The 24,094-nt window shown below is 43.1% G+C and carries 24 protein-coding genes and 1 pseudogene; 20 read left to right on the forward strand and 5 right to left on the reverse strand.

Features of this window, described 5'->3' with window-relative positions; all coding sequences use genetic code 11:
• The first annotated feature begins 59 nt into the window (after nucleotides 1-59).
• The 3 genes and pseudogenes from AB4589_RS16965 to AB4589_RS16975 all read left to right on the forward strand — a co-directional run bounded on the left by AB4589_RS16965 (nucleotide 60) and on the right by AB4589_RS16975 (nucleotide 2,766).
• Nucleotides 60-449 carry a hypothetical protein gene (locus AB4589_RS16965; RefSeq protein ID WP_017103990.1) on the forward strand — a complete coding sequence of 130 codons (390 nt, stop codon included), beginning with the start codon at nucleotides 60-62 and terminating at the stop codon, nucleotides 447-449.
• Nucleotides 450-478: 29 nt separating this feature from the next.
• On the forward strand, nucleotides 479-1,552 hold the full coding sequence (locus AB4589_RS16970; protein ID WP_009848586.1) for a methyltransferase: 1,074 nt from the start codon (nucleotides 479-481) through the stop codon (nucleotides 1,550-1,552).
• Nucleotides 1,553-1,576: 24 nt separating this feature from the next.
• Nucleotides 1,577-2,766: pseudogene (locus AB4589_RS16975) on the forward strand (NAD(P)/FAD-dependent oxidoreductase).
• Between the two features lie 170 nt (nucleotides 2,767-2,936).
• On the opposite strand, the gene AB4589_RS16980 reads toward AB4589_RS16975, so the two are convergent.
• Nucleotides 2,937-3,443, reverse strand: a complete 507-nt coding sequence (locus AB4589_RS16980; RefSeq protein WP_009848584.1) for a hypothetical protein — start codon at nucleotides 3,441-3,443, stop codon at nucleotides 2,937-2,939.
• A 139-nt stretch (nucleotides 3,444-3,582) separates the two neighbouring features.
• Nucleotides 3,583-4,716 carry a flagellar assembly protein FlgT gene (locus AB4589_RS16985; RefSeq protein WP_372101240.1) on the reverse strand — a complete coding sequence of 378 codons (1,134 nt, stop codon included), beginning with the start codon at nucleotides 4,714-4,716 and terminating at the stop codon, nucleotides 3,583-3,585.
• 192 nt (nucleotides 4,717-4,908) lie between these two features.
• Between AB4589_RS16985 and AB4589_RS16990 the strand changes: the two genes are divergently transcribed.
• Nucleotides 4,909-5,544 (forward strand): FlgO family outer membrane protein, encoded by a 636-nt coding sequence (locus AB4589_RS16990; RefSeq protein ID WP_012603422.1) that lies wholly within the window; start codon nucleotides 4,909-4,911, stop codon nucleotides 5,542-5,544.
• A gap of 9 nt (nucleotides 5,545-5,553) precedes the next feature.
• On the forward strand, nucleotides 5,554-5,985 hold the full coding sequence (gene flgP / locus AB4589_RS16995) for a flagellar assembly lipoprotein FlgP (RefSeq protein ID WP_012603423.1): 432 nt from the start codon (nucleotides 5,554-5,556) through the stop codon (nucleotides 5,983-5,985).
• A 290-nt stretch (nucleotides 5,986-6,275) separates the two neighbouring features.
• On the opposite strand, the gene AB4589_RS17000 is transcribed toward flgP, so the two are convergent.
• The 3 genes from AB4589_RS17000 to flgA all read right to left on the reverse strand — a co-directional run bounded on the left by AB4589_RS17000 (nucleotide 6,276) and on the right by flgA (nucleotide 8,008).
• Nucleotides 6,276-6,701, reverse strand: a complete 426-nt coding sequence (locus AB4589_RS17000) for a flagella synthesis protein FlgN (protein ID WP_086048932.1) — start codon at nucleotides 6,699-6,701, stop codon at nucleotides 6,276-6,278.
• 65 nt (nucleotides 6,702-6,766) lie between these two features.
• Nucleotides 6,767-7,084, reverse strand: a complete 318-nt coding sequence (flgM, locus tag AB4589_RS17005) for a flagellar biosynthesis anti-sigma factor FlgM (RefSeq protein WP_029225445.1) — start codon at nucleotides 7,082-7,084, stop codon at nucleotides 6,767-6,769.
• Nucleotides 7,085-7,261: 177 nt separating this feature from the next.
• Nucleotides 7,262-8,008 (reverse strand): flagellar basal body P-ring formation chaperone FlgA, encoded by a 747-nt coding sequence (flgA, locus tag AB4589_RS17010; RefSeq protein WP_012603426.1) that lies wholly within the window; start codon nucleotides 8,006-8,008, stop codon nucleotides 7,262-7,264.
• 76 nt (nucleotides 8,009-8,084) lie between these two features.
• Here flgA and AB4589_RS17015 point away from each other — a divergent pair, with 76 nt between their 5' ends.
• From AB4589_RS17015 to AB4589_RS17085, 15 genes are all read left to right on the forward strand, one after another.
• Nucleotides 8,085-9,011, forward strand: coding sequence for a chemotaxis protein CheV (locus tag AB4589_RS17015; protein WP_372101242.1), 927 nt, complete (start codon nucleotides 8,085-8,087; stop codon nucleotides 9,009-9,011).
• Between the two features lie 11 nt (nucleotides 9,012-9,022).
• Nucleotides 9,023-9,850, forward strand: a complete 828-nt coding sequence (locus AB4589_RS17020) for a protein-glutamate O-methyltransferase (protein WP_009848576.1) — start codon at nucleotides 9,023-9,025, stop codon at nucleotides 9,848-9,850.
• 255 nt (nucleotides 9,851-10,105) lie between these two features.
• The gene (gene flgB, locus AB4589_RS17025) at nucleotides 10,106-10,501 is read left to right on the forward strand and encodes a flagellar basal body rod protein FlgB (protein ID WP_009848575.1); all 396 of its coding nucleotides are present in this window, start codon (nucleotides 10,106-10,108) and stop codon (nucleotides 10,499-10,501) included.
• A 4-nt stretch (nucleotides 10,502-10,505) separates the two neighbouring features.
• The gene (gene flgC / locus AB4589_RS17030) at nucleotides 10,506-10,919 is read left to right on the forward strand and encodes a flagellar basal body rod protein FlgC (RefSeq protein WP_009848574.1); all 414 of its coding nucleotides are present in this window, start codon (nucleotides 10,506-10,508) and stop codon (nucleotides 10,917-10,919) included.
• 17 nt (nucleotides 10,920-10,936) lie between these two features.
• Nucleotides 10,937-11,647 (forward strand): flagellar hook assembly protein FlgD, encoded by a 711-nt coding sequence (gene flgD, locus AB4589_RS17035; protein WP_009848573.1) that lies wholly within the window; start codon nucleotides 10,937-10,939, stop codon nucleotides 11,645-11,647.
• Between the two features lie 45 nt (nucleotides 11,648-11,692).
• Complete coding sequence (flgE, locus tag AB4589_RS17040; protein WP_017100669.1) at nucleotides 11,693-12,997, forward strand: flagellar hook protein FlgE; 1,305 nt, start codon at nucleotides 11,693-11,695, stop codon at nucleotides 12,995-12,997.
• Between the two features lie 270 nt (nucleotides 12,998-13,267).
• The gene (gene flgF / locus AB4589_RS17045; RefSeq protein WP_009848571.1) at nucleotides 13,268-14,017 is read left to right on the forward strand and encodes a flagellar basal-body rod protein FlgF; all 750 of its coding nucleotides are present in this window, start codon (nucleotides 13,268-13,270) and stop codon (nucleotides 14,015-14,017) included.
• Nucleotides 14,018-14,038: 21 nt separating this feature from the next.
• Entirely contained in the window at nucleotides 14,039-14,827 is a 789-nt protein-coding gene (flgG, locus tag AB4589_RS17050; RefSeq protein WP_009848570.1) for a flagellar basal-body rod protein FlgG, read from the forward strand.
• 71 nt (nucleotides 14,828-14,898) lie between these two features.
• Nucleotides 14,899-15,675, forward strand: a complete 777-nt coding sequence (gene flgH, locus AB4589_RS17055) for a flagellar basal body L-ring protein FlgH (RefSeq protein ID WP_012603427.1) — start codon at nucleotides 14,899-14,901, stop codon at nucleotides 15,673-15,675.
• Between the two features lie 93 nt (nucleotides 15,676-15,768).
• A complete protein-coding gene (locus tag AB4589_RS17060) occupies nucleotides 15,769-16,860 on the forward strand; it encodes a flagellar basal body P-ring protein FlgI (RefSeq protein WP_017056857.1) in 1,092 nt (363 codons plus the stop codon).
• 10 nt (nucleotides 16,861-16,870) lie between these two features.
• Entirely contained in the window at nucleotides 16,871-17,812 is a 942-nt protein-coding gene (gene flgJ, locus AB4589_RS17065; protein WP_371710143.1) for a flagellar assembly peptidoglycan hydrolase FlgJ, read from the forward strand.
• Between the two features lie 220 nt (nucleotides 17,813-18,032).
• Complete coding sequence (flgK, locus tag AB4589_RS17070) at nucleotides 18,033-19,913, forward strand: flagellar hook-associated protein FlgK (RefSeq protein ID WP_372101243.1); 1,881 nt, start codon at nucleotides 18,033-18,035, stop codon at nucleotides 19,911-19,913.
• Nucleotides 19,914-19,922: 9 nt separating this feature from the next.
• Complete coding sequence (gene flgL, locus AB4589_RS17075) at nucleotides 19,923-21,113, forward strand: flagellar hook-associated protein FlgL (protein ID WP_372101244.1); 1,191 nt, start codon at nucleotides 19,923-19,925, stop codon at nucleotides 21,111-21,113.
• 403 nt (nucleotides 21,114-21,516) lie between these two features.
• Nucleotides 21,517-22,653 carry a flagellin gene (locus tag AB4589_RS17080; protein WP_017100665.1) on the forward strand — a complete coding sequence of 379 codons (1,137 nt, stop codon included), beginning with the start codon at nucleotides 21,517-21,519 and terminating at the stop codon, nucleotides 22,651-22,653.
• Between the two features lie 646 nt (nucleotides 22,654-23,299).
• Nucleotides 23,300-24,094: flagellin (locus tag AB4589_RS17085; protein ID WP_017101390.1), on the forward strand; the 795-nt coding region annotated here is incomplete at its 3' end.

Consider the following 24,094-nt stretch of genomic DNA (forward strand, 5'->3'; position numbering starts at 1 on the left):
TACTTTGGGTCTAACTAATACTATGCATGCTTATAAATAAACACGGGTAAGGAGTTTAAATGAAATTACTAAAAATAGCCGTTTCAATGTTATTTATACTCGTTCTTGCAGGCTGTGGACGTGTCCAACCTGTAATGAATGTTGAGGATACTCCAGTTGCTTTGAATCTTCAAAGTAAACAGGTGAAATCAGCGATTTATGAGTCTGCTGAGAACCGAGGTTGGTTGGTTTCAGAAATTAAGCCAGGCCTAATCCGTGCTGAACTGTATGTCCGTTCACATCATGCTGTGGTTGATATTCCATATAATGATAAGTTTTACTCTATTCTTTACGTCGAATCAGAGAATTTGAAGTACGACGATGGTGAAATTCACCGTAATTACAACCGTTGGGTTAATAACTTGAACGTTGATATTAAACGCAAGCTTGCACAAATGGCTGCTATGTAGCTCTCTATTATTTTAAAGTTAGGTTTTTCGTGTCGGAATATAAATTAGATCCATTTAACGCATTAGAAGCAAAAACAGAAGCGCAAAAATTGTCTTTTGCTCCTATTGTTTTTCATACAGCTCGTACACTTCGTGATTTAGGTATTTTGAAAGCGTTAGATGACGCGGGCAATGATGGTTTACCCGCTGAAACTATTTCTCAAGCAACGGGTGTATCCGAATACGGTGTCAAAGTTCTGCTTGATATGGCGTTGAGTGCTCACATCGTTACTTGGGATAAGCCTCATTATAAAATGGCTAACCTAGGTTTTTATCTATTGCACGATGGCATGACCAACGCAAATATGGATTTCACGGCTGATGTCTGTTACGCCGCGATGATGCATTTAACTGAAGCGATTGAAGAAGGTACACCCGCGGGCTTGAAAGAGCTGGGTGACTGGGAAACGATTTACCAAGGTTTGTCTCAATTGCCAGAAAAAGCAAAAGAGAGTTGGTTTAAGTTTGATCATTTCTACTCAGATCGTTCGTTCCCTGTGTTACTTGAGAAAGTTTTCAGTAAGAAGCCTAAATCGCTGGTGGATATTGGCGGTAATACAGGTAAGTGGGCAATGCAATGTTGTAACTACGACTCTGATGTCGAGGTGACGATTGTCGATTTGCCGCAGCAATTAGAAATGGCAATGGCAAACGCAACACAGCACGGTCATCAAGACCGAGTGACTCCATTCCCCGCTAACATGCTTGATAAACAGCAAGCGCTGCCGACAGGTACGGATGTGTGGTGGATGAGTCAGTTCCTTGATTGCTTCTCGCCAATGGAAATTCTTAGCATATTAAAGCGTGTTCGCTCTCATATGTCAGAAGACGCGACTGTTTATATTCTTGAACTGTTTTGGGATGCACAGAAATACGATGCGGCTTCTTATAGCTTAAATGCGACGTCTCTCTACTTCACTTGCTTGGCCAACGGCAACAGCCGCTTTTACCGCAGTGAAGATTTCCTAGAGATAGTGGAAGAGGCTGGCTTTGATGTGGTGACTCGTACCGACGATATCGGTCTTGGGCATACGCTTCTGGAGCTGAAAGCTAGCGCGAAATAATCATGGTAAACATGGCTTAAATTAATGAAAAAACTGTCAACTCAAGTAGTGATCATCGGAGCTGGCCCATCAGGGTCTATTGCGGCGTCTTTGCTTCATAAAAAAGGCATCGATGTTCGAGTGATTGAAAAAAGCCTTTTCCCCCGTTTTTCTATTGGTGAAAGCCTGTTACCAGCGTGCATGGAAGTGATCGAACAAGCGGGCATGAGCGAAGCTGTGGCTAATGCTAACTTCCAATTTAAAGATGGCGCGGCTTTTCGTAAAAATGGTGTTTATACGGCGTTTAATTTTGAAGATAAGTTCTCTTCTGGGCCGGGAACGACGTTTCAGGTTCAACGAGGTACTTTTGATAAGGTAATGGCAGACTGTGCTGAAGCGCAGGGTGTTACCATTGATTACCAACATGAACTGATAGGCATTAATTTCGCTGAAGACCATACTATACTAGATGTACAAATACAGGGTGGAGAGCGTTATCAGTTAGAGGCTCAATACGTCCTGGATGGTAGTGGTTTTGGTCGAGTGTTACCCAAGATGCTCGATTTAGAAGAGCCATCACGACTTCCTCCGCGCAAAGCTATCTTCACACATGTTAATGATCATATCTCAGCAACGGATACTGATCTTGAATACGATCGCAGTAAAATTTTGGTCTCGGTACATCCAACCAATCCTGATGTTTGGTATTGGTTGATTCCCTTCAGTAACGGAGTCTCTTCATTCGGTGTGGTAGGGGAACCTAAATTCTTTGAATCATACCCAGAAGACAAGATTTCGGCGATTAAGCAGCTGGCAACAGAAGAGTCGGGCTTGGCCGAGATTTTGGCAAATGCGGAGTATCCAAATCCCGCAGGCGAAATTGGTGGCTATTCTGTCAACGTTAAACATCTTGCAACCGATAAGTATGCATTACTGGGTAATGCAGGGGAATTTCTTGACCCTGTATTTTCATCGGGAGTGACTATTGCGATGAAGTCGACTGGGATCGTGAATACGCTGAACCATTGATGATTGGGGTAAATACTTTTAGAACGTATGTTGAAGGGTGGTACTCGGGGGCTCTTCAGGATGTGATTTTCTATCAAGAACCAAACCCGAAGATAAAGCAAATGGTATGTTCGATTTTGGCGGGCTACGCATGGGATCAAAGCAACCCCTATGTAAACGAGTCAAAACGTCGATTGAAGACGCTGGCAGAGATATGCCGAAGCTAGATGGTCTATTTAGTATGTAATAGCATGCTAAATGGTCACTATGGTTAGCCATAAATCAAAACAGCCGCAATGCGCGGCTGTTTTTGTATCTGATAATCAGCCTCTCAGCTCGAGTACCAACTCCAGTACGTCAGAATCCAAAGTTTCTAACGAAGTTATCGAGGTTGATACTACTTCAGATCAATGCTGTTCAATCGTCCCATAAAGATAAGCAGCTCAATCACATCTTTGTGAGCTTCAAGCAGTGCTCGTTTGGTTTGGCTGTAGGCTGCGAGTCGACCGTGTTTCCGTATAGAACATACTTTCGTTCTGTATTTGTAATCACCATTCTCAGAGAAAACACGCCATTTCGCTATGTAGCACTCGTCGCGATGTTCAGGGTCACTCTGCGTTGGATTAGGCTTAAATACAATTTTAGGCTCTAAACTATGAGGCAGACGTGTCATGAGATAGGGTTCTTTGAGGACCTTTGGCCAAAACTTGCCCCAAAGCTGTCTACCCAGCTCATCTCTTAATTTGATGGTTTTCTTGAGTGCTTTGTCTTCCCCCATACGAACAAAGCCAACTGAACGATGTAATACCGTATCGTCGGGTGTATGAATGTGGATCTTAAAAGCGGTCTTACCTTTCGAGATAAAGCGGTAACCGGTAGCACCAATTAGATTATTCTGGCTCATAGTTTGCTAAATGATGATTATGTTATTAATAAGGTTACGACAAATACCGCGAAACCGAAACTAATCCTCATGAAAAAAATAAAGCCTTAGTACTTTTGCTAAGGCTTTATTAGAAAACATGAGTTGATGGTGCTGCTAACTACATGATTTTCTGCATTACATCACCAATTTGAATGCTTCCCGCAAGGCTTGGTTGATCAATGGTGAGTTCAGCTTCGTTTTCATAAACGCGAGAAACCGTCAGGGTGATATCGCTTTGAGAGACCTTATTGCGTGGCAAGCCTCTTTGGTCGATAAATGAACCTGTGTGCCAAAGCTGAAGTTTGTCACCTTGTTCTACACCGTGTATTCGGCCTAAATCAATGGTCACCATATTCCCAAACACAGCAGCAACTTCAGGAAGCGTGATTTTACAAGATACTTCCGATTCTAAATCCAACATAATATTACGACTGACACGAAGCATCATGCTGCCATAGGTTGATGCCCAGAAACGAGCACTGCGTGTGTCGATTTCACTGGTCTTCGCAAATGGCCATTTTGCTACTTCACGATAGCTTCGGTTGTAAACCTGATGACCTGTTTTACCATCGAATACCTGCATTTCTAACGCAAATTGGCGATTGATAATGTCGTCTTTCAAAAGCTTCGATTCAATGGTTGCGGTTAAGTCGGTGATGTCACCACCTATGATGTACTGTGCCCCCGTATCTTGTGCGATCATTTTGGTCACTTCCGGTCGACGCTTGTCTATGTCGTAATTTGTTGTACCAACAGAGACAAAACTGCGAGATTCTTGCGCCAGTTGTCGGTTAACGACATGGCCAAAATCATCACCAATGTTATAGATTCGGCCCATCACAGCTTGTTGTGGAGAGCTTACATCAATATTACCGACCAAAAACGTCTTCTTATATTGGCTTTCATGGCAAGCACTTGCCGAAGGGTAGATGTCTATCCTTGCAGTGACCATTATATTGCCACCGCGTTTCTTCTCTTTTTCTACTAAGATGTAGCGCACTTCATGATTGGTAAATTGAAATTCTTTCTTTTTTGCATCTAAGTAGGGGGTGAGGTTTGCAATACTGCCGATGTCAGCGCCAGAGAACTGTATGGCTTTGTAAACGGCATCCTCTAGGGCATGAACCCTTGCCGCATCCTCTGACGATACGATGGTTGCAGTACCGGTAACTTCATACCAAGAGGCATGAGTACTGAAGCTGATGGTTGTCAGTAAACTTATTGAAAATAAGTAATAAATTATTTTTTTCATCTATTCGTTACCAGTTGGGTATAAATATTGCTTAACAAATATCTATAAGCTTAAAGCTGACTCAAGTGCGTTTTTCATAATCTGAACCATTAATGAAAAGCAAAGATTGTTCCAACATTGTAATCCATTGAAAAGAGTCATGGCGAGAACATATTGGAACAGCAAGCACTAAATATATCTGGAGATAAGAGAATGAAAAAATGGCTCGTAGTAATGAGTGTCATGTTAATGACATCATGCGCTTATTCGCCAATCTATAACGGTAAATCTGAGTATTCAGGCAGTCCGTTTATGTTGATGGACAGCCCGCGTCATACCATGGATTTTTTCGTGGAAAGCATGACCGAAGATTTGATCTTGTCGAATACGAGTATTTCAGCCAGAACACCCATTGCCATTACCTCGTTTGTCGATCTGCAACACATGGACACAACCAGTTGGTTAGGAAACTCGGTATCAGAAGGTTTCATTCATCAGTTTCAGCGTCGAGGTTTTAAAGTGGTTGATTTTAAAACCACAGGCTCTATCCAAGTGACCCACCAGGGGGATTTTGCTATTAGCCGCGATTGGAAAGACTTAGCCCAAGAGCAAGACGTCCAGTATGTTTTGACTGGAACTATGCTTCGTCAAGAAGGCGGTGTTCTAGTGAATGCTCGTGTGGTCGGAATGCAAACTCGCATCGTTGTTGCTTCCGCACAAGGCTTTTTACCTGCAGACCGTATTGGTCGTGACTTAGATACTCTGAACAGTATTCGAACTCAAGATGGGGTTATTATTCGTTCTGATCCAACGATCAGTCAGCCTCATACTGTTATTCTTCGCCCTTAGGAGTTCGTGATGAAGAAGTTAATATTTGTTGTTGCCGCTTTATTGCTTGTCGGCTGCCAACCATTACAAAGCATGAGACCTAATGACTTTTTGGTTGCGGTTGGCTACGCGAGTGTCAGCGAGCAGAAAGGTCGTAATGACGAAGAGAAACGTATTCGAGCAATGAGAGCCTCTAAAATTGATGCGTATCGTGAACTTGCCGAGCAAGTGTATGGTATGCGCGTGAGTGGTCGAGCTGAGCTTGAAGATCAGCGTCTTGGTACTGAGAGAACTTCAGGCGCGGTTGATGGTGTTATCCGTGGTGCCGAAGTGGTGCGCAGTTACCCTGTTGGCGACAGCTATGTGACTGAACTGCGGTTAGATATCCAAAAAATGGAACAACTGCGTAATTATGGCGAAGTTCAGCCAGTGCCTGAGAAGAGACAACAAACGTTGTTCTAGTTTAAGGATCGTCTAGTTATAGGTTTCTCCTTTTATATTGGCTGCTATTCGCTTTCCAGATGGCGTAACGGCAACCAGTAACGGTTATGAATAAGAAAGCGGTAAGTATTAAAGTACTTGCCGCTTTTTTGTTTATCGGCTTGGGGAGTACATTCACAGGTTTAGTGGGAGATTTGACTGGTGTAACGAGAAGGGTAGGCTGAGATACAGATACAGATACAGATACAGATACAGATACAGATACAGATACAGATACAGATACAGATATGAGAAGGAGGTGGTTTACCTAACTAGGCTTTAACGTTGGTTCCTAGCGTAGAAATTGTATGCGTTTGGCCTCCGGCATTGTAGGTCATGCCAATTTTGCCGTGACTTTGCTGCATCATATTGCTGAGTTTTTTGAAGCTAAGGTGTGCTCGATTCAAGGCTTCGCCATTTACCAAGTTCGCTTGATGGCAGTCGTGCACTATGGATTTGATGGTTGTGACTAACTGAGCAAGTTCAGGGTTCTCGGTCAGTTCAGATATATTAGTATGGGCAGCGATTCGTTGATCGGTTGATCTTAGTTGTTCAACAAGAACCACTTTCTCTTTGGCTATTCGCTCAATATCGCTTGATTGTCGGCTTGTAATAGCGATTTTCTCTGAACTCAATAATTCAGATAAGGCTTTGGCATTTTGAAGTTGGAAATTAACTAAATCTGCTAGTGCCGCCATAATGTAACCTACTAATAACCTCGTGTACTTTAAGATAATAACTTTATTTTAAAGCTAATGTTTGCTTAAAGACCTTTTAATTCGTTTTCAAATTTCATCATGTTGTCGGCCAACTTTTCTGGATCAACAGTGTATGAACCATTTGCGATCGCTTCTTTTATTGCCGCGACTTTCACTGAATCGAAACTTGGTTGTGCTGCCATCTCTTGATGGAGTTGACCAATCGCCTTGCCTTGTTGGCTTAGTGAAACCGCATCTTTGCTTGCGGGTGATTTAGATGACACATCAGCTCTTGATGCCTCAGACTTAGAATCAGAGCGCACTGCTGAGCGGTTAGTGCTCGCTAGGGTTTGCCCTGAACGAATATTATCAATACCTGCCATAGTTAAGCCTTTTTCTTCAAAATGGGAACCTGTACAGTCAATATCGACCATGGGTGAGAATACTTTAGCAATTTTTAGCTCAATAGTCGAAAACGAACCAAACACCTCAACCGTTATAATTGGATGTTAGAGTTGAGAATAAAAGCGCTAACGATACCGACACTTTAAAGTGAAGTGTTAAAAGTAAACCGTGACTTCAGACATGCTGGTAACAATACCTTCGATTATACGCTGTGATTTGTCATTTTTCACCCTAACTTGATCACCCATTGAGCCATCGGTAAGTGCAGTACCTTTGGTGGTAATGGTCATGCCACCTTTTACTGCCTGTATGATAACCTTCTCATTTCGGCATACGACACAAATATCGCCTCTTTCGACAACATCACCAGGTCTTAGGTTCTTTTTTACCTTAGCACCGATGACTTGTTGTGGAGTGGTAAAGCCTTGGCGACGAAATTTGTTGAGAGAGATCATCGCAGTTGTGACGTCGTATTGACCGACAATTTCGCCTCTCGCTAGTGAACGAGTCGTTGTGACAAGTGGTACTGACATTGAAAGGCGCACTGGCACGTAAACACGCCATTCATCAGGAACACAACGAACTAAAACAGTAATGCTGCTGCGAGTGTTGGTTGTTGTAGAGGCACTTGTCTCAAGGGGGATAGGACAATTTGTTGCTTTGATTCTAGAGTCTACATTAGCGGAATTAACAAAAAGTTCACCGCCTCGCGGTTGCTCCACCGAGTCAAGGATGTGTTGCTCAGCCGCTGATTGGATCATGTCAATTTGTTCCGGCGTTGCCGCGTGTGTAAAAAAACTAAACAATATTGTTAGAATGCCGATAAACTTAGCGACAGTTTTAAAAATAGTTCTACACATAGCTATGGAAAAAAGATATATGTTTGCTTTATGATATGTCATTTTATTTCTCTAGTGGTTCGTAGCCTGCAGTAGACTAACACTTTCTATCCAAAAAGTTTGATATGGAGATGAGCTCATGACGGGTATTCTTGATTCAGTGAATCAGCGTACGCAACTCGTCGGTCAAAACCGATTAGAATTACTAACCTTTCGCCTAATGGGGCGTCAGCGTTACGGTATTAATGTATTTAAAGTGAAAGAGGTTTTACAATGCCCTCGTCTGACTTTAATGCCAAATTTACATCATCTCGTAAAAGGTGTGGCTCATATTCGTGGTCAGACAGTTTCTGTCATTGATTTGAGCCTAGCGGTAGGCGGACGTCCTACATCTGATATCGATAAGTGCTTTGTGGTGATTGCTGAATTTAACCGTACTATCCAAGCATTCCTCGTAAGCTCTGTAGATAGAATTGTTAATATGCACTGGGAAGCTATTCTTCCACCACCAGATGGTTCAGGTAAAGATAACTACCTAACAGCGGTAACCAACATCGATAATGAATTGGTTGAAATTCTGGATGTTGAAAAGATCCTTGCTGAGATCTCACCTGTTGATGAGACCATGGATAGCAGAATCGCAGAGGAAATTGCAGAAGTTGAACAAGAGAAAGAATTGGTTCGCCGAATCTTGATTGCTGATGACTCGACGGTTGCTCGTAAGCAGGTTCAACGTGCTATAGAATCTATTGGTTTTGAGGTCATTGCTGTTAAAGATGGTAAAGAAGCCTATGAGACTCTGATGAAAATGGCATCGGAAGGCCGTATTTACGATCAAATTTCATTGGTGATTTCAGATATCGAAATGCCTGAAATGGATGGATACACGCTGACTGCTGAGATTCGTCGTCACGCAGAACTAAAAGATTTATACGTAATTTTGCACTCATCATTGAGTGGTGTATTTAACCAAGCCATGGTTGAGCGCGTAGGGGCTAACTCCTTCATCGCGAAATTCAATCCTGATGAGCTTGGTGGCGCGGTTAAAGCTGCGTTAACTAACTAAAAGAGACATTAATGACTGCTATAACAATAAGTGATCAAGAGTATCGCGATTTCAGCCGTTTCTTAGAATCTCAATGTGGCATTGTATTAGGTGACAGTAAGCAGTATTTAGTGCGCAGTCGTCTAAGCCCATTAGTAACGAAGTTTAATGTAGCTTCATTGTCTGATTTGCTAAGAGATGTAGTGACAGGTCGAAACCGTGAGTTGAGAGTGGCGGCAGTGGATGCTATGACGACTAACGAGACACTTTGGTTCCGAGATACTTATCCGTTTGCTGTACTAGCGGATAAACTTCTACCGGAAATAGCGGCAAATAAACGTCCTATCAAGATTTGGTCTGCGGCAAGCTCTTCAGGCCAAGAACCATACTCAATGGCTATGACGATACTTGAGACCCAAGCACGTAAGCCGGGTATGTTGCCAAATGTATCGATTACCGCTACTGATATTTCAGCAAGTATGTTGGATATGTGCCGCACCGGCGCTTATGACAACCTTGCCTTGGGCCGAGGACTTTCTCCTGAGCGCCGTCGCACTTTCTTTGAAGATGCTGGCGATGGTCGTATGAAAGTGAAAGACAACGTTAAGCGAATGGTAAACTTCCGTCCTCAGAACTTGATGGAGAGCTATGCACTGTTAGGCAAATTCGACATTATCTTTTGTCGTAACGTGTTGATTTATTTCTCTCCAGATATGAAGTCAAAAGTACTTAACCAGATGGCAAATAGCCTGAATCCTGGTGGTTACTTGTTATTGGGTGCGTCTGAATCGTTAACCGGCTTAACGGATCGTTTTGAAATGGTTCGCTGTAATCCAGGCATCATCTACAAATTAAAGTAATTAGTGTCACCACTTTAAGGTGCAATATTACTGTCCAAATTTAAAACCCAGCCAAGTGCTGGGTTTTCTTTTTCTAATTTAATCTATATCTTTAAGTCAGAGTGACATTCCAATTTACTCTATTTGTTGGCTTGTATATTGCAAGTTTACCCACGAGTAACCTGTAAAAGTAATGGTCGGCCACTTTGTTTTTAAAGTTGGTATATATATTGCTTAGGTTATTTCATAACAGTCAGTTCTTGAGTTGAGGTTTACATGGCTATTTCTTTTGACAATGCTTTAGGCATTCACCAGCACACAGTTGGTGTACGTGAGCGTAACGCTGAGGTGCTTTCCACCAATATCGCGCAAGCTAACACGCCTGGGTATAAAGCAAAGGGATTAGACTTTAATAAATCACTGCAGGCGGCAAGTTCTGGGGCAAGCATTGGTCTTAGCCGAACAGACGGTCGGCATATTTCTGCCTCAACAACGGTGAATGGGGAAACGAAGTATCGAATTCCTACGCAACCTGATACTGGAGATGGCAATACGGTTGATTTGGATTTGGAACGAAATCTTTTCATGCAAAACCAAATTAGGCATCAAGCCTCTCTCGACTTCTTAGGAAGTAAGTTCAAGAATTTAACTAAAGCGATAAAAGGGGAATAACTAGATGAGCTTATTTAATGTATTCAATGTGACTGGTTCTGCGATGAGTGCTGAATCTGTTCGTCTAAATACTACCTCAAGTAACCTTGCTAACGCAGACAGTGTAAGTAGCTCTGCTAAAGACACTTACAAGGCTCGCCACGCAGTGTTTGGCGCTGAGTTAAATCAGGCACGTAATAGTGGTCACACTGTGCCAGTAAAAGTATTAGGTATCGTAGAAAGCGATAAACCGCTGAATGCGGAGTACAACCCAGATCACCCGTTAGCGAACAACGAAGGCTACATCTATAAGCCTAACGTGAACGTTATGGAAGAAATGGCAAACATGATTTCAGCATCACGTGCGTATCAAACAAACGTACAGGTTGCTGACTCGAGTAAACAAATGCTGCTGCGTACGCTGCAGATGGGTCAATAAGGATAAGGAGGTAGCAAATGGCTGGAATCAACAATGTTGGTCAAAGCGGCTTGTCCTATGTTGACCAGCTGAAGAGTCTTCAAGATGGTGCTAAGAAGCCCGATGAAACGACAGGTAAGCAAGATCTTAAACAAGATGACTTCTTATCGTTGTTGACTAAGCAACTTGCACAACAAGACCCTTTTAAGCCGGTTAGCAATGACCAGATGATTGCGCAAATGGCTTCATTTGCGACCGTAGATGGCATTGGCAAAATGAATACACAGTTTGAAAGCTTGAATTCATCAATGACCTCTAACCAAGCACTGCAGGCATCTTCTTTGGTTGGCCGCGATGTATTGGTTCCTGGAGCGGCAGGTGTGAAACAAGGTGATGGCGGTATGGCGTCAATGGTTAAGCTTCCTCAGGCAATGGACAATGTAATGGTCCGTGTTGAGAATGAAGTTGGCCAATTGGTTCGCACTTTTGATATCGGCTCAAAACCATCGGGTGACACGCGTGTTGAGTGGGACGGAAAAGACGAAGACGGTAATCCATTGCCGGCCGGTAAATACAACGTGAAAGCGTCGGGTTTATTGGAAGGTGAGAACACAGAGTTCCAAGTGTCGAGTTATGCGAACGTGAACAGTGTGCTTCTTGGTAAAGGCGATGGCAACGTACTACTCAATCTGGCTGGTTTTACATCGCCAGTACGACTTGCTGAAGTACTAGAAGTTGGTAAAGCGTAGCTCTTTTTAGAGTGATTATGCTAGCTAGATTAGGAGAATATTGGAATGTCATATGTATCTTTAAGCGGTCTATCCGCTGCACAGTTAGACCTGAATACAACCAGTAACAACATTGCGAACGCAAACACATTTGGCTTTAAAGAGTCTCGTGCGGAGTTCGGGGATGTTTACTCAAGCTCGTTGTTCACTAACGCAAAAACGACGCCAGGAGGCGGTGCGCAAGCTAGCCAAGTGGCACAACAGTTCCATGAAGGTTCAAGTATCTATACGAATAACCCAATGGACTTGCGTGTAAGTGGTACAGGTTTCTTTGCAGTATCGAAAGACCGTATGGTGCCAGAGATCAATGAACTAACGCGTAATGGTGCATTTCACCTAAACAAAGACAACTACATGGTTACGGCCAATGATGAGTTTCTTTTAGGTTATGATGTCGATCCAAACTCGGGTGAAGTTCTTTCTTATGCACCAAAGCCTCTCGACATTCCAGCTGAGTTTGGTAAGCCTAAACAGACAGAAAACATTGAAGTAGGGGTTAACCTTCCTGCGAACGGTGATCTTAAAGACCCGGCAACATTTGATTTCAAAGATCCAGATACCTATAACCGTGCAACGTCTTCGACGGTCTACGATTCTATGGGACAGTCTTACAAGTTAACGACTTACTACCTAAAAGATCAGACTCAACCGAATACTTGGCAAACGTACTACACCATGTCAGATGAAACGGGCGAGAAGCCGGTAAACATTACTGGTGGCGACGCGACGAATTCAGCAGGTCATGTTGGTCACACCATGAAATTCAACAATGACGGTACCTTAGCAAGCCTTAACAGTGGTCAGCCAATTCTATCTGATCCAATCGGCGCTGGTGAGAACGCAGTTGATTTGAACGGTGCAGATCCGACACAGGTACTTAACTTTGGTCTGGATTCTTCAACTCAGTTTGCCGCTCCATTCGAACTGTCTAGGTTTGATGAAGATGGCGCGACAACTGGTTTCTTAACGAAAATCGATTTTGATGAGTACGGCAGTGTTCTAGGCAGTTACTCAAACGGTGAAAATGTGATACTAGGCCGCGTAGGTTTAGTTCGTGTACCTAATGAGCATGGTCTAGATAAGAAAGGCGGCACTCAATGGGATTCTACTAAGGCTTCAGGTGATAAAATCTGGGGTGAATCAAATAAAGGTTCATTTGGTAGTATCAACAATGGCTCACTAGAGCAGTCGAATATCGATATGACTCAAGAATTGGTTGATTTGATTTCTGCTCAACGTAACTTCCAAGCGAACTCTCGTTCTCTAGAAGTACACAACCAACTACAACAGAATATTCTTCAGATTCGTTAATCGTTTCGAGCGTTTGAATCATCTGCGAATACCCAATTCAATGTTATTGAATTGGGTATTGTTGGTGAATTACGTATGGCTGCTTGCTTGTCTATTTGCCGCCCCTATTGCCGCCCGGTAATGCCTCTGGCAACAATTCTTCCTCAATGATCCTTTGCGATCAGTCTTTTTTGTTGTTTTTTCATTTAAGTTTTTGATAAATAACAGTTAAAAATATTGGCATAGTGTTTGCTTTATTAGTTCCAGAAAATGATTTTTTGGAGCAAAATTATGGATCGCGCACTGTTTCTTGCCATGAGTGGCGCTAAGCAAAATATGCAGGCTTTGCAGCTGCGTTCAAACAACCTCGCCAACGTAAGTACAACGGGTTTCCGTGCTGATTTAGCACAGGCACGTTCAATGCAAGCGTATGGCGAAGGCATGCCTACTCGTGTTTTCAGCATGACAGAGCGTCCGGGTCATAATTTCGCTCAGGGTAGTGTGGTTACTACTGGCCGAGATCTCGATGTCACCATTCAAGGTGATGGTTGGATTTCAGTAATGGACAATACTGGCCGTGAAGGTTTAACCCGTAACGGTAACCTAAGGGTTGACCAAAACGGTTTGCTTACCAACGCAAGTGGCCATTTAGTGCTTGGTGAAAACGACGCACCAATCACGCTCCCAATCCCAATCAGTAAAGTAGAAATTGGTACAGATGGTACGATTTCGGTGATTCCTCAAGGCGCTCCAGCTGAAGAATTAGCCGTAGTTGATCGTATCAAGCTTGTGCGTCCAGATAACCAAAGCTTGTTTAAAGATACGAATGGCCTCTTCCGTTCGAAAAACCCAGATCAGGCATACGAAGCAGATGCAGCGGTAACGTTGCTTAAAGGTGCTATCGAAGGCAGTAACGTAAATGCCGTAGGTGAAATGACCAGCTTAATTGACTTACAACGTCAGTTTGAAATGCAGGTCAAGATGATGAGCACAGCAGAGGAAATGGACAAGTCGTCTGATTCACTGCTTCGTATGAGCTAATAGAATTTTAAGGAAATTGCTATGCATCCAGCATTATGGGTAAGTAAAACCGGTTTAGACGCCCAACAAACCAATATTTCAACAATTTCAAACAACCTTGCCAACGCCTCAACCATTGGTTTTAAAAAGAGCCGTGCGGTGTTTGAAGATTTGTTCTATCAGAATATTAACCAACCAGGTGGCCAATCGTCTCAGAATACTGAGTTGCCAAGTGGTTTGATGTTGGGTGCTGGTTCTAAGGTAGTTGCAACTCAAAAGGTGCACACTCACGGTAACGCACAAACAACGTCGAATAGTCTAGATATGATGATTGAAGGCGACGGTTTCTTCCAAGTTGAGATGCCAGACGGTGAAACAGGTTACAGCCGTAATGGTCAGTTCACATTGAACGGTGACGGTGCGATCGTAACATCGGGTCAAGGTTATGCCCTACAACCCGAAATCGTTATTCCTGAAGACGCGATCTCGGTAACGGTTGGTAACGATGGTGAGGTGTCGGTTCGTCTACGTGGTCAGCAAGACAACGTCGTGGTTGGTCAAATCACCATTACTGATTTCGTAAACCCAGGTGGTTTAGAGCCCATTGGCCAAAACCTTTACTTGCCTACAGGTGCAAGTGGTGACCCGCAAGAGGGCGTTCCGGGGTTGAATGGCTTAGGTAATGTTCGTCAGTCTATGCTTGAAGCATCTAATGTAAACGTAACTGAAGAGTTGGTTAACATGATCGAAGCTCAACGTGTATACGAAATGAACTCAAAAGTTATCTCGGCGGTAGATAAGATGATGAGCTTCGTTAACCAACAGCTGTAGCTGGTTAATTCGCTGTTTACTTATTTCTTTTAATCGTTCTGTTTACTATTGTCTGCTGAGAGTACATCGCCATGAAACGTATTGTTTGTTTAGCTCTGTTTTTATCTATGACGGGTTGTACCACACTGGAGCCAATTGAAACTCCGGCGCAAGAGAACGCAACCACAGTGGTTGATGCTGTAGAAGGCGACAAGGCTGCCCAGGAAAGCTCTGGTATTATCGACACACTTCGAGATAGAACTGACCCTATTGCTGGTGATCCTGCATGGGCGCCAATTAACCCGAAGAAAAAACAAGAGCATTATGCGGCAGCAACAGGCTCACTGTTCAATGCTAACCACATTGGTAGCATGTATGACGACTCAAAACCTCGCGGAATTGGTGACATTATTACAGTTGCGTTAGATGAGAATACGCGAGCGACTAAAAAAGCTAATGCAGATATGTCTAAATCGAACGATGCATCGATGGAACCGTTAGCTGTAGGTGGTGAAAATCTAGAACTTGGTAAATACAACTTTTCTTACGATCTGAGTAACACCAACACCTTTGCTGGAGATGCATCAGCTAACCAAAGTAACAGCATTAGCGGTTACATTACCGTTGAAGTTATTGAAGTATTAGCTAATGGCAACCTAGTGGTTCGCGGTGAAAAGTGGATGACGTTGAATACGGGTGATGAGTACATTCGCTTAAGTGGCACCATCCGCCCTGACGATATCGACTTTGAGAATACCATTGCTTCGAACCGTGTTTCGAATGCACGAATTCAGTACTCAGGTACGGGTGTGCAGAAAGATATGCAAGAACCTGGGTTCTTGGCACGATTCTTTAATGTATCTTTGTAGAGCTTGAGACTGTGTCGACATACTGGCACTTTAAGAATTATCTAATTTCAAGCTAACTCATTATAAATTAAAGTAATACAGACAGGTTACTCAATGAAAAAACTGACACTCGTACTCTTCGGCATGCTATTTCTTGCCACCAGTGCTCATGCCGCGCGTATAAAAGACGTGGCAAAAGTAGCGGGTGTTCGTAGTAACCAACTTGTCGGTTATGGTTTGGTCACAGGTTTGCCGGGCACCGGTGAGACAACTCCCTTTACCGATCAAACGTTTAACGCAATGCTGCAAAATTTTGGCATTCAATTGCCGCCTGGCACCAAGCCAAAAACCAAAAACGTTGCGGCGGTAATCGTTACCGCTGAACTTCCGGCATTCTCTAAGCAAGGTCAGGAAGTAGACGTAACGGTGTCGTCTATTGGTTCAGCAAAAAGCCTTCGTGGTGGTACTTTGCTGCAGACTTTTCTTAAAGGTCTAGACGGTCAAGTGTACGCTGTGGCACAAGGTAATTTGGTTGTGAGTGGTTTTAGTGCTCAAGGCAACGATGGTTCTAAGCTCGTTGGTAACAACCCAAACGTCGGTATCATCTCTAGCGGTGCGACGGTAGAGCAAGAAATCCCAACCCCATTTGGTCGTGGTGACTACATCACTTTCAACTTAATCCAATCTGATTTTACTACGGCTCAGCGTTTAGCTGATGCGGTTAATAATTTCCTAGGCCCTCAAATGGCGTCTGCGGTCGATGCGACTTCTGTAAAAGTTCGTGCGCCACGTGAAATCAGCCAACGTGTGGCTTTTTTGTCTGCCATCGAAAACATCGAATTTGACCCTGCAGAGGGCTCTGCAAAAATCATTGTTAACTCTCGTACCGGTACTATTGTTGTTGGTAAGCATGTGCGCTTAAAAGCAGCAGCAGTAACACACGGCGGCATGACAGTCGCAATCAAAGAAAATCTAAACGTGAGTCAACCTAACGCATTCTCTGGTGGTCAAACGGTAGTCGTTCCTGATTCGGACATCGAAGTAACCGAAGCCGATGGTAAAATGTTCAAGTTCGAACCCGGTTTAACGCTCGATGATTTGGTACGCGCTGTCAATGAAGTCGGCGCCGCACCTTCTGATTTAATGGCAATCCTTCAAGCACTGAAACAAGCGGGTGCAATTGAAGGTCAGTTGATCATTATTTAAGGGATAAAGCATGATTAAAAATAACAATGACATCGGCTTTATTCACGATATTGGTAGCCTAGACCGTCTTCGTCAACAAGCGGTAAGCGGTGAAGAAGGCAGTGAAAAAGAAGCGCTAACCGCTGCAGCAAAACAGTTTGAATCTATTTTTACCTCGATGTTGTTTAAGTCGATGCGTGATGCGAACTCGAGCTTTAAGTCAGATATGTTGAACAGCCAGAATGAACAGTTTTATCGTCAGATGCAAGATGACCAAATGGCGAGTGAACTCAGTGCGTCAGGTTCGCTCGGTCTTGCGGACATGATCGTAGCTCAGTTAAGTGCTGGTCAAGCAAATGATGCAACTGAAGATAAGGTTCGCAATGAAGGCTTTGATACTTCACTGCAAAGACCGCAATACTCGGGGCGTTCAGAAGATAGAGCACCTGAAGTTCAATCTGCGCAAGCTATGTCAGTAACAGACGTGTCAGCAGCAAAACAACCCGTTTCCTTCGACTCTCCAGAATCGTTTGTTGCCTCAATGAAGCCTTACGCTGAAAAAGCGGCGAGCGCACTCGGTGTTGATTCATCACTGCTATTGGCACAAGCGGCACTTGAAACAGGTTGGGGTTCTAAGATGATTAAGAACTCTTTGGGCAACAGCAACAACCTATTCAACATCAAAGCTGATAGAAGTTGGAAGGGCGATAAGGTTGCTACTCAAACTCTAGAGTTCCATGGTAAAACAGCCGTTAAAGAGTCTGCTTCTTTCCGTTCTTACTCTAATTTCGAAGATAGCTTTAATGATTACGTGAAGTTCTTGAACGAAAACCCAAGATACGAAACGGCATTGCAGCATCAAGGTAACTCTGAGAATTTCATCAAAGGCATTCACCAGGCGGGTTACGCAACCGACCCTAACTATGCCGACAAGGTTTTACGAGTTAAAGCTAAGATTGATGAGATGAAATAGCGTTATTGAATGCACTCGAGAGCTTGCCACCGGCAGGCTCTTTTCTTATCCGCTCCTTCAATCTTACGCGCCATCCATAGTTTTCTCCTTACACTTCAATAAATTATAGTATTTTAACTCTCCGTCATTTCTGTTGGCACATATATTGCTAAATATCTTAATAATAAGCTGTAGTAGTTAATCAGTTCATGCTGATTTTGTTAAGTTTTTTGGGGGCATTATGGCGTCGGATCTTCTGAATGTAGGAGCACAAAGTGTTCTTACTGCTCAGAGACAGCTAAACACCACAGGTCATAACATTTCTAACGCCAACACAGAAGGCTATAGCCGCCAGTCTGTGGTTCAAGGTGTGAATGACCCACGCCAGTACGGTGGTCAAACCTACGGTATGGGTGTGCATGTGGAAAATGTTCGCCGCTCGTGGGACCAATTTGCCGTCAAGGAACTTAACTTATCAACAACCAATGCCGCTAACAAAGCGGATACCGAAGCTAACCTGGATATGCTGTCAAGCATGTTGTCATCGGTTGTTTCGAAGAAAATCCCAGAGAACCTCAATGAGTGGTTTGATTCTGTTAAGACGCTCGCTGATACCCCAAATGATGTGGGTACACGAAAAGTCGTCATAGAAAAAGCTGGGTTATTAAGTAAAACGTTAAATGAATTTCATGAAACCGTTCGTCAACAGTCTGATTCTGCGAATAAGAAATTAGACATGGGTATCGAGCGAGTTAACCAAATTGCATACGAGATCCGTGATCTTCAGCGACTAATGGTACGAACTCCCGGACCTCATAATGATCTACAAGATCAACACGAACAGCTAGTTAATGAGCTTTCTGGTTACACTAAAGTGACGGTGACACCACGAGCTAATAATGAAGGGTTTAATGTCCATATCGGTAATGGTCATACCTTAGTTTCTGGTACAGAAGCGAGCCAACTGAAAATGATCGATGGCGTACCAGATGCACATCAGCGTCGTCTTGCTATCGTTGAAGGAAAGTCATTAAAGGCGATTACTAACCGCGATATTGATGGACAAATCGGCGCGATGTTAGACATGCGTGATGAACATATTCCTGCAGTTATGGATGAGCTTGGTCGTTTGGCGACCGCGTTTTCATACGAGGTCAATGCACTGCAATCGCAAGGTTTGGATCTCAATGGCAATGTAGGTAAAAACCTGTTTACCAATGTGAACTCTGAGTTAGTGGCTAAGTCTCGTGTTACTGCTCATGGACAGTCTAAAGCGGATGTCGCGGTTTATATTGATGATATTTCTGCTCTGAAAGGCGGCGAGTATGGTCTGAAATACGATGGCAGCGATTATGTGGTGATTAAGCCAGATGGTGAAACGGTAAAAGTTAGCACTAATTCAACCGGCAATGCCTTTTATTTAGATGGCATGCGAGTGGAAATTCGAAATCCGCCTGAACTGGGTGAGAAGCTTTTACTACGCCCAACTCGCAACTTTGCCGCGCAGATTCAGATGGAAACCAAAGACCCTAAAGATATTGCGGCGCAAAGCTATGAGGCATCAACTACCTTTGCCAAAGGCACTGCAGGTTTCAAAATTTTGGCGGCAGGTCAATTACGAGAATTTGAAGTGATCGTGTCACCAAAGGGCGAACAGTTTGCAGTTACCGATCCTAAGGGCAACATACTTATGCAGCCTCAACCGTATCCACCACAAGGCCCTGTGACAATTAATGGCACAACGTTTGAACTTACACCGGGCGCGGTGGCAAACGATAAATTTACGGCAAACCTTGTCCCATCAGAAGGTGACAATGGCAACTTGCGTAAATTGCAAGATCTCCAAACAGGCAAAGTCTTGGATGATGGTGAGTCTACTATTTTAGATCTTTACCACAACTTGAATACCAATACGGGCTTGAAATCTTCAACGGCAAATCGCTTGAGTGATATTGCTAGGCTAGAAAAAGAGTCAGCTCAAGAACGTATTGCTTCAGTCTCTGGGGTGAACCTAGATGAAGAAGCAGCAAATATGATGAAATTTCAGCAAGCGTACATGGCTTCTTCACGCATCATGCAAGCCGCCAATGATACGTTTAATACTATTTTGGCTTTGAGGTAGGAGATATAAATGTTGACTCGTATTTCTAGCTTTCATAATTATCAGTCAGTACAAAATGACTTTCGCCGCCAAGAAAACAAGGTGCATCATAATCAAGCACAACTGGCTTCCGGTAAGAAATTACAGTCGGCGAGTGATGATCCTTTGGCGACGCATTATTTACAAAACATCGGCCAGCAATCTGAGCAACTTAAACAGTATGTCGATGCGATCACTCTAATTAGAAACCGCCTTGAACATCATGAAGTCATGGTCGCCAACTCGGAAGGGTTCGCGGATGAAGCAAAACGAACCGTGATGGAAATGATTAACGGTGCACTTTCTCCGGAAGACCGCTTAGCGAAGAAACGTGAAATTCAAGAGTTATCGAATAATCTTCTACATTTAGCGAATACTCAAGATGAGTCAGGTAACTACACATTTTCAGGAACCAAGCCCAAGAGCCAGCCATTTTTTCAAGATAATGAAGGGAATGTTTCTTATCAAGGTGATGACTATCAAAGAAAGATGCGAGTAGCAACGAGCTTTGAAATGGCAATGAACGATCCGGGCAGTAAGTTGTTTATGGAAATAGATAACCCGTTCGGTGATTACGAACCTCAGTATGACCTTGAACCAGCCTCTGAGTTATTGCTAGGGCGTGCAACTAATACAGCTGACGATAGTGCAACTTATAAAGTCACTTTTGTTGATATGCAGACGGGCAAGTTCGCTTATCAGCTTGAAAAAGACGGTGCAGTGGTTGCTGCAGAAGATTTTGACCCTTCGAAGGGAGTTGTTTATGAAGGTTTGAATATCCAATTCAAAGGACAGATCACGAAAGGTGACTCGATCACTTTAGAGCCGAGAGAGACATTCTCTATCTTTGATACGTTCAAAGAGACCGCCGAACAGGCAGAAAATCCTGTATCAGATGCATCGGCAACGGCAAAGTTGCACCAAATGACCGAAGAATTTCATGCCGCGTTTATTCATTTGACTAAGGCGAGAACGGATGTCGGTGCTCGTTTGAGTACATTGGATATTCAAGAGCAGCAACATGAAGATTTTAAGTTGTCTTTAGCGAAAGCAAAAAGCAATTTTGAAGACTTGGACTATTCGAAAGCCATCATTGAATTCAATGAAAACTCTCGAGCGCTAGAAGCTTCACAACAAGCGTTTGGCAAGACGAAAGACCTGACCTTGTTTAATTATATTTAGCTATGAACAGCCGTTAATCTGGGGTTAATTCTCTGCCGTATGTGCTATGCCATATGTGCGAATAATTCTATGGATTGCCACTTTTTTGTTCAGTGTGGCATGTTTGAAAAATAGCGGCAAAAAACGGCAACGAGAGATATCAATATCTTATTTTCTCGACTTGATATAATTAGCCCCTATGGGGGGTTGTGGTTTAACTGTTTGTTTTTTTATGTTTATTTTAAGTTTATTGGAATTAAAATAAAAGTTGGCACACAACATGCTTTTATAATTTTCATAAATGATTAATACAGATCTTAAACCTTATCTAGGGTTTATCGCGTAATACACGGTCAGTGCTTATCCATATGAGAGTAAAGCTGGCCGCTTCGCAGTGACTTTGCGAACTCATAAGGAGAGCAATATGGCTATTAATGTAAGCACTAACGTATCTGCTATGACAGCACAGCGATACTTGAATAAATCGTCTAATGACTTAGCGACTTCTATGGAGCGTTTGTCATCAGGTCATAAAATCAATAGCGCAAAAGATGATGCGGCAGGCCTGCAAATCTCGAACCGCTTAACCGCGCAATCACGTGGTCTGGATGTAGCAATGCGTAATGCTAATGATGGTATTTCGATTGCTCAGACAGCAGAAGGTGCGATGAATGAATCAACGAACGTATTACAACGCATGCGTGACTTGGCGATTCAATCATCAAACGGCACCAACTCTCCGGCAGAGCGTCAAGCGCTAAACGAAGAGACAATGGCACTTCAAGATGAGCTTAACCGTATCGCAGAGACCACTGCTTTCGGTGGCCGTCGTCTATTGAATGGTTCATTCGGTGAAGCTTCATTCCAGATTGGTTCAAACTCTGGTGAAGCTATGATCATGGCGTTAACCAGTATTCGTGCTGATGACTTCCGCATGGGAGGAACGACGTTCGACTCTGAACACGCTAAAGACAATAGTTGGGAAGTTCCACCAACAGCAAAAGACCTTAAGTTTGAATTTAAAACTAAAGCGGGTGAAGCCATTGTTCTCGATATAAGCGCCAAAGTGGGTGAAGATATCGAAGAACTAGCAACTTACATTAACGGCCAATCTGATCTAGTGAATGCGTCTGTGACGGATGAAGGTCGCATGCAAATATTTGTTGCGGAACCTGATTTAGAAGGCGCGATGTCGATCTCGGGCAGTTTAGCCTCTGAGCTAGGCCTCAAAAGTGAAGGTCGAACTTCATTGGTTCAGGATATCGACTTGAATACCGTTGCTGGTTCACAAAACGCAATCGGTGTAATTGATTCTGCGATGCAGTATGTCGATTCACAGCGTGCTGATTTGGGTGCGAAGCAGAACCGTTTAAGCCACAGTATTAATAACTTGGCAAATGTTCAAGAGAACGTAGACGCTTCAAACAGCCGAATCAAAGATACAGACTTTGCGAAAGAGACAACGCAAATGACCAAAGCTCAAATTCTGCAACAGGCAGGTACATCAATACTTGCTCAAGCAAAACAGTTGCCTAACTCTGCAATATCACTATTGCAATAGTTATTGGTTGAACTTGCTACTCGTGTTCAGACGTGAACTGCGTAGCAAGGGAAACTGGCAAGCATACTTACTATCGGGTGTTTAGCTCTCTCATCTCTCACCTGCTATCCATTTTTACGGTAAGAATGCAACGGCGCGTCGGAAATGTGTTCATTTCTCGATGATCTCCGCACAGGCTCTGACACGCCAACTAGCCCCGTTTCCTTAACAGGAAAAGGGGCTTTTTCCTTTCTATTTCTACACTTTTATTTTCTTTTAGATCGTCTAGTTTACCTTTCAAATCCGCAAAACCTCGATCTCACTTATCTGTTTCACGACAAACAACTCAACTCTTTGTATAAGAAGCATACCAATCTGAGCTCTTTGGCGACTATTCATTTCTCTATATAGGATAACTCAAATAGTGATTAGTGTGTTTTTTGAACACTTTTAAATGCATTCTCAATTGAAGGCTGCCACTGTTATAAAAAATGTGAAATTTTAAGTGTCTGATAAATTTGATTTTAATATTTAATTTGTGGTTTTTTGAAAGTTTTTCTAAAGCTTCTGAATTTTGAGCCGTTATTAAAAGTAACTTAGAGATAACTACTTGGTTTTCCGAGACGTCGGAAACCGCTATACCGGAAAATCAATTGGAGAAATCACCATGGCAGTGAATGTAAATACCAACGTTTCAGCAATGACAGCACAACGTTACCTAAACAGTGCAAACAGCGCTCAACAAACATCAATGGAACGCCTATCTTCAGGTTCTAAAATCAACAGCGCAAAAGATGACGCTGCTGGCCTACAAATCTCGAACCGTTTGAACGTTCAGAGTCGCGGTCTTGATGTTGCTGTACGTAACGCGAACGATGGTATCTCTATCGCTCAAACAGCAGAAGGTGCGATGAATGAAACATCGAACATTCTACAACGTATGCGTGACTTATCTCTGCAATCAACAAACGGGTCAAATACCAAATCTGACCGTGTAGCAATCCAAGAAGAAGTAACGGCGCTAAATGATGAATTGAACCGTATCGCTGAAACAACCTCTTTTGGTGGTAACAAGCTGCTTAACGGTACTCACGGTACTAAGTCATTCCAAATTGGTGCAGACAATGGTGAGGCAGTCATGCTTCAACTGAAAGACATGCGATCTGATAACGACCAGATGGGCGGAAGCAGCTACCAATCTTTAGAAGCTAAAGGTAAAGATTGGAATGTAAAAGCGGGCGCAAATGACCTAAAAATGTCTCTGAAAGATAGTTTTGGTGACCTTCAAGAAATCAACATTTCTGCAAAAGCAGGTGATGATATCGAAGAGCTAGCAACTTACATTAATGGTCAACAAGACCTAGTAAAAGCTTCAGTAGATGAAGACGGAAAAATGCAAGTCTTCGCTGGCAACAACAAAGTTGATGGCGCTATCTCATTCTCTGGTGGTCTATCTGGTGAG

The sequence above is a fragment of the Vibrio sp. 10N.222.49.A3 genome (assembly GCF_041475145.1).
In the GTDB taxonomy this organism is placed as follows: Bacteria; Pseudomonadota; Gammaproteobacteria; order Enterobacterales; family Vibrionaceae; genus Vibrio; species Vibrio tasmaniensis_A.

Bases quoted from the DNA above. Each gene is read 5' to 3' on its own strand.
- AB4589_RS16985 (WP_372101240.1), bottom strand. From the start codon at position 4,716: ATGAAAAAAATAATTTATTACTTATTTTCAATAAGTTTACTGACAACC.
- flgD (WP_009848573.1), top strand. From the start codon at position 10,937: ATGGCTGGAATCAACAATGTTGGTCAAAGCGGCTTGTCCTATGTTGAC.
- AB4589_RS17060 (WP_017056857.1), top strand. From the start codon at position 15,769: ATGAAAAAACTGACACTCGTACTCTTCGGCATGCTATTTCTTGCCACC.
- AB4589_RS17020 (WP_009848576.1), top strand. From the start codon at position 9,023: ATGACTGCTATAACAATAAGTGATCAAGAGTATCGCGATTTCAGCCGT.
- flgL (WP_372101244.1), top strand. From the start codon at position 19,923: ATGTTGACTCGTATTTCTAGCTTTCATAATTATCAGTCAGTACAAAAT.
- flgM (WP_029225445.1), bottom strand. From the start codon at position 7,084: ATGGCAGGTATTGATAATATTCGTTCAGGGCAAACCCTAGCGAGCACT.
- flgB (WP_009848575.1), top strand. From the start codon at position 10,106: ATGGCTATTTCTTTTGACAATGCTTTAGGCATTCACCAGCACACAGTT.
- flgA (WP_012603426.1), bottom strand. From the start codon at position 8,008: ATGACATATCATAAAGCAAACATATATCTTTTTTCCATAGCTATGTGT.
- flgP (WP_012603423.1), top strand. From the start codon at position 5,554: ATGAAGAAGTTAATATTTGTTGTTGCCGCTTTATTGCTTGTCGGCTGC.
- flgG (WP_009848570.1), top strand. From the start codon at position 14,039: ATGCATCCAGCATTATGGGTAAGTAAAACCGGTTTAGACGCCCAACAA.
- flgK (WP_372101243.1), top strand. From the start codon at position 18,033: ATGGCGTCGGATCTTCTGAATGTAGGAGCACAAAGTGTTCTTACTGCT.
- flgE (WP_017100669.1), top strand. From the start codon at position 11,693: ATGTCATATGTATCTTTAAGCGGTCTATCCGCTGCACAGTTAGACCTG.
- AB4589_RS16990 (WP_012603422.1), top strand. From the start codon at position 4,909: ATGAAAAAATGGCTCGTAGTAATGAGTGTCATGTTAATGACATCATGC.
- flgJ (WP_371710143.1), top strand. From the start codon at position 16,871: ATGATTAAAAATAACAATGACATCGGCTTTATTCACGATATTGGTAGC.
- AB4589_RS16980 (WP_009848584.1), bottom strand. From the start codon at position 3,443: ATGAGCCAGAATAATCTAATTGGTGCTACCGGTTACCGCTTTATCTCG.
- AB4589_RS16965 (WP_017103990.1), top strand. From the start codon at position 60: ATGAAATTACTAAAAATAGCCGTTTCAATGTTATTTATACTCGTTCTT.
- flgC (WP_009848574.1), top strand. From the start codon at position 10,506: ATGAGCTTATTTAATGTATTCAATGTGACTGGTTCTGCGATGAGTGCT.
- flgH (WP_012603427.1), top strand. From the start codon at position 14,899: ATGAAACGTATTGTTTGTTTAGCTCTGTTTTTATCTATGACGGGTTGT.
- AB4589_RS17015 (WP_372101242.1), top strand. From the start codon at position 8,085: ATGACGGGTATTCTTGATTCAGTGAATCAGCGTACGCAACTCGTCGGT.
- flgF (WP_009848571.1), top strand. From the start codon at position 13,268: ATGGATCGCGCACTGTTTCTTGCCATGAGTGGCGCTAAGCAAAATATG.
- AB4589_RS17000 (WP_086048932.1), bottom strand. From the start codon at position 6,701: ATGGCGGCACTAGCAGATTTAGTTAATTTCCAACTTCAAAATGCCAAA.
- AB4589_RS17080 (WP_017100665.1), top strand. From the start codon at position 21,517: ATGGCTATTAATGTAAGCACTAACGTATCTGCTATGACAGCACAGCGA.